The organism is Microbacterium sp. HMWF026 (assembly GCF_003061325.1).
Lineage (GTDB): Bacteria > Actinomycetota > Actinomycetes > Actinomycetales > Microbacteriaceae > Microbacterium > Microbacterium testaceum_E.
The window spans coordinates 1-3,066 of the sequence record NZ_QAJB01000112.1; the positions used below are offsets into that span (position 1 = coordinate 1).

Below are 3,066 nucleotides of genomic sequence, written 5' to 3' on the forward strand. Positions count from 1 at the left end.
CCCGGCACGTCCCCCCGGCCCCCCGCAGCCGGCCCGCCGGCATCCATTCCTCCACCGTCGAGCCACCGCGCTGGATGCCGCCCGGAGCCGCTGCCAGGATCGAGCCATGAGCGTGATCGAGAACTCCAAGCTGACGGTCGTGGGCGCGGGGAGCGTGGGCGCGAGCGTCGCCTACGCGGCCCTCATCCGCGGGTCGGCGCGGCACGTCGCCCTGTACGACATCGCCGCCGAGAAGGTCGAGGCCGAGGTGCTCGACCTCGCGCACGGCACGCAGTTCACCGGTTCGAGCGACATCACCGGCGGTGCCGACGTCTCGGTCGCCGAGGGGTCGCACGTCGTCGTCATCACCGCCGGCGCGAAGCAGAACCCCGGGCAGACGCGCACCGAGCTCGCTGCCACCAACGCCCGCATCATCGGCGACATGATGCCGAAGCTGCTCGAGGTCGCGCCGAACGCGGTGTACGTCATCGTCACGAACCCGTGCGACGTGCTCACGGTCCTCGCTCACGAGAAGACGGGGCTGCCGGCATCCCGGATCTTCGCCTCGGGCACCGTCCTCGACACCTCGCGCCTGCGCTGGAAGATCGCGCAGCGCGCGGGCGTCGCGACCTCGAGCGTGCACGCGTGGATCGTCGGCGAGCACGGCGACACCGAGTTCCCGCTGTGGTCGACGGCCACCATCGGGTCGGTGCCCATCACCGAGTTCCCCCTTCCCGACGGTTCCCGTTTCGACGAGGAGGAATTGGATGCCATCGCCGTCGACGTGCGCGACGCGGCGTACAAGGTGATTAAGGGCAAGGGCGCGACCAACTACGCGATCGGGCTGTCCAGCGCTCGCATCGTCGAGGCGGTGCTGCGCGACGAGCACGCGATCCTGCCGGTCAGCACGGTCCTCGACGACTTCCACGGCATCAGCGGCACGGCCCTGTCGGTGCCGTCGATCGTGTCGGCCCGCGGAGCGGTGCCGCTGGCGGGCACCCCCTTCTCGGACGCCGAGCTGACGCTGCTGCGCCGTTCCGCCGACGCCTTGGCGACGGTCGCGCAGTCGCTGCACGACTAATCCGTCCGCGCGGCGGACCCGTCGACGGACGAGGGATGCCACGCCCCGGCGCGGCGATGTCGGAGGCCCCGCGTAGCCTGAAGCCATGGCATCCCGTCGTCCTCCAACCGCCCCCGCGCCCTATCGGTGCACCGAGTGCGGATGGACGACGGTCAAGTGGGTCGGGCGCTGCGGCGAGTGCCAGTCGTGGGGCACCGTGGTCGAGGCGGCCGAGCAGACGGGCATCGTCCGCTCGATCACGCCGGTTGCCCCGGGGGCGGCGCGCGCGGCGCGGCGCATCACCGAGATCGACACGCAGGACGCCCCGCGTCGCACGAGCGGCGTCGGCGAGTTCGACCGCGTGCTCGGCGGGGGCATCGTGCCCGGCGCGGCGATCCTGCTGAGCGGCGAGCCCGGTGTCGGCAAGTCGACGCTGCTGCTCGAGGTCGCGGCGCAGAGCGCCCGGGCCGGTCGACGCGTGCTGTACGCCAGCGGCGAGGAGTCCGCGGCGCAGGTGCGCCTGCGGGCCGAGCGCACCGGCGCCCTGCACGACGAGCTGTTCCTTGCCGCCGAGACCGACCTGGCCACGATCCTCGGCCACATCGACGAGGTCGAGCCCGGCCTGCTCATCGTCGACTCGGTGCAGACGGTGTCGTCGGCGCACAGTGACGGCGCGGCCGGTCAACCCGCGCAGGTGCGCGAGGTGGCATCCGCCCTCATCCGCGTCGCGAAAGAGCGCGGGCTCCCGATCGTCCTCGTCGGTCACGTCACCAAAGACGGCTCGATCGCCGGCCCCCGCATCCTCGAACACCTCGTCGACGTGGTGTGCCACTTCGAGGGCGACCGGCAGACGTCACTCCGTTTCGTCCGTGCGCTCAAGAACCGCTTCGGCCCCACCGACGAGGTCGGGTGCTTCGACATGACCGGCACCGGGATCGCCGAGGTCGCGGATCCCAGCGCGCTGTTCCTCGGCCACGGCGAGCCCGAGCCGGGCACGTGCGTCACGATCGCGATGGAGGGGCGGCGGGCGCTCCCCGTCGAGATCCAGGCTCTCGCCGTGCGACAGACGGCCCCCAACCCGCGGCGCATCGTCAACGGCGTCGACTCCTCACGCGTCGCGATGGTGCTCGCGGTGCTCGAGAGCCGCATGGGTCTCACCCTGTCGGACCGCGACGTGTACGTCTCGACGGTCGGTGGCGTCCGCCTGGTCGAACCGGCCGCCGACCTGGCGATCGCGATCGCCGTGGCCAACGCCGTGAAGAACCGCAAGGTGTCCAAGCGGCTCGCCGCGATCGGCGAGCTGACTCTGACCGGCGAGATCCGCAACGTCACCCAGGCCGCGCAGCGCGCCTCCGAGGCCAAGCGACTCGGCTACCACACGGTGCTCGACGCCTCATCGCGCAAGCTCGCGCAGGCCCTCAACGAGCTGCAGGTGCGCGGCATGCCCCGCGACGACGGCGAACCGGGGTTCTGACCGGTCGGCAGCACTCTCCGGGCCGAGTCGTCAGCGCGGTTGCCTCGACGGTACGTCGGCCGCGATTGATGCGGAGCGGCGTTGTGAGCCGTCATCGGGTTCGCCGCGGTACGCCGCGCGGTGGGGCGTCCGACGCGGTGCAGTGTCCCGGCGACGCCCCGACGCGGAGCGGCATCCGGACGCGGTGCAGCGTCCCGGCGACGCCCCGACGCGGAGCGGCGTCCCGACGCGGTGCGGCGTCTCGAGCCCGTCGGACTCAGCGCCCGGGAGGCGCCGAGCGGCGACGGCGGTGCGGGGAGGTCATCCCCAGCACGGCGGGGATGACGAGTCCGGCGGCGCACACGGCACCGGCGATCAGGTACTCCATGCCGTCGAGTCTTACACGAGTCCCTCACCCGCGCGACTCGGGTTTTTCACCCCGCCGGGGTCGACGGGCAGTCGAGCGTCGCCCACCACCGCTCGGCCGCACGGCAGCGTGCGTGCACAACGGCGGGCCGTGTCGAAAACATGCCGGACCCGACGACCCACCAGCGGCGTGTCGTCACTCTCCCCC

2 protein-coding genes are annotated in these 3,066 nt (G+C 72.4%); both read left to right on the forward strand.

Annotated elements, in window-relative coordinates:
• The first annotated feature begins 106 nt into the window (after positions 1 to 106).
• Positions 107 to 1,060 carry an L-lactate dehydrogenase gene (locus tag DBR36_RS05210; protein WP_108317874.1) on the forward strand — a complete coding sequence of 318 codons (954 nt, stop codon included), beginning with the start codon at positions 107 to 109 and terminating at the stop codon, positions 1,058 to 1,060.
• An 85-nt stretch (positions 1,061 to 1,145) separates the two neighbouring features.
• Complete coding sequence (gene radA, locus DBR36_RS05215) at positions 1,146 to 2,513, forward strand: DNA repair protein RadA (RefSeq protein ID WP_108317875.1); 1,368 nt, start codon at positions 1,146 to 1,148, stop codon at positions 2,511 to 2,513.
• Positions 2,514 to 3,066 lie beyond the last annotated feature (553 nt).

What these genes read in the sequence shown, in the direction of transcription:
- radA (WP_108317875.1), top strand. Translation starts at nt 1,146, where the DNA reads ATGGCATCCCGTCGTCCTCCAACCGCCCCCGCGCCCTATCGGTGCACC.
- DBR36_RS05210 (WP_108317874.1), top strand. Translation starts at nt 107, where the DNA reads ATGAGCGTGATCGAGAACTCCAAGCTGACGGTCGTGGGCGCGGGGAGC.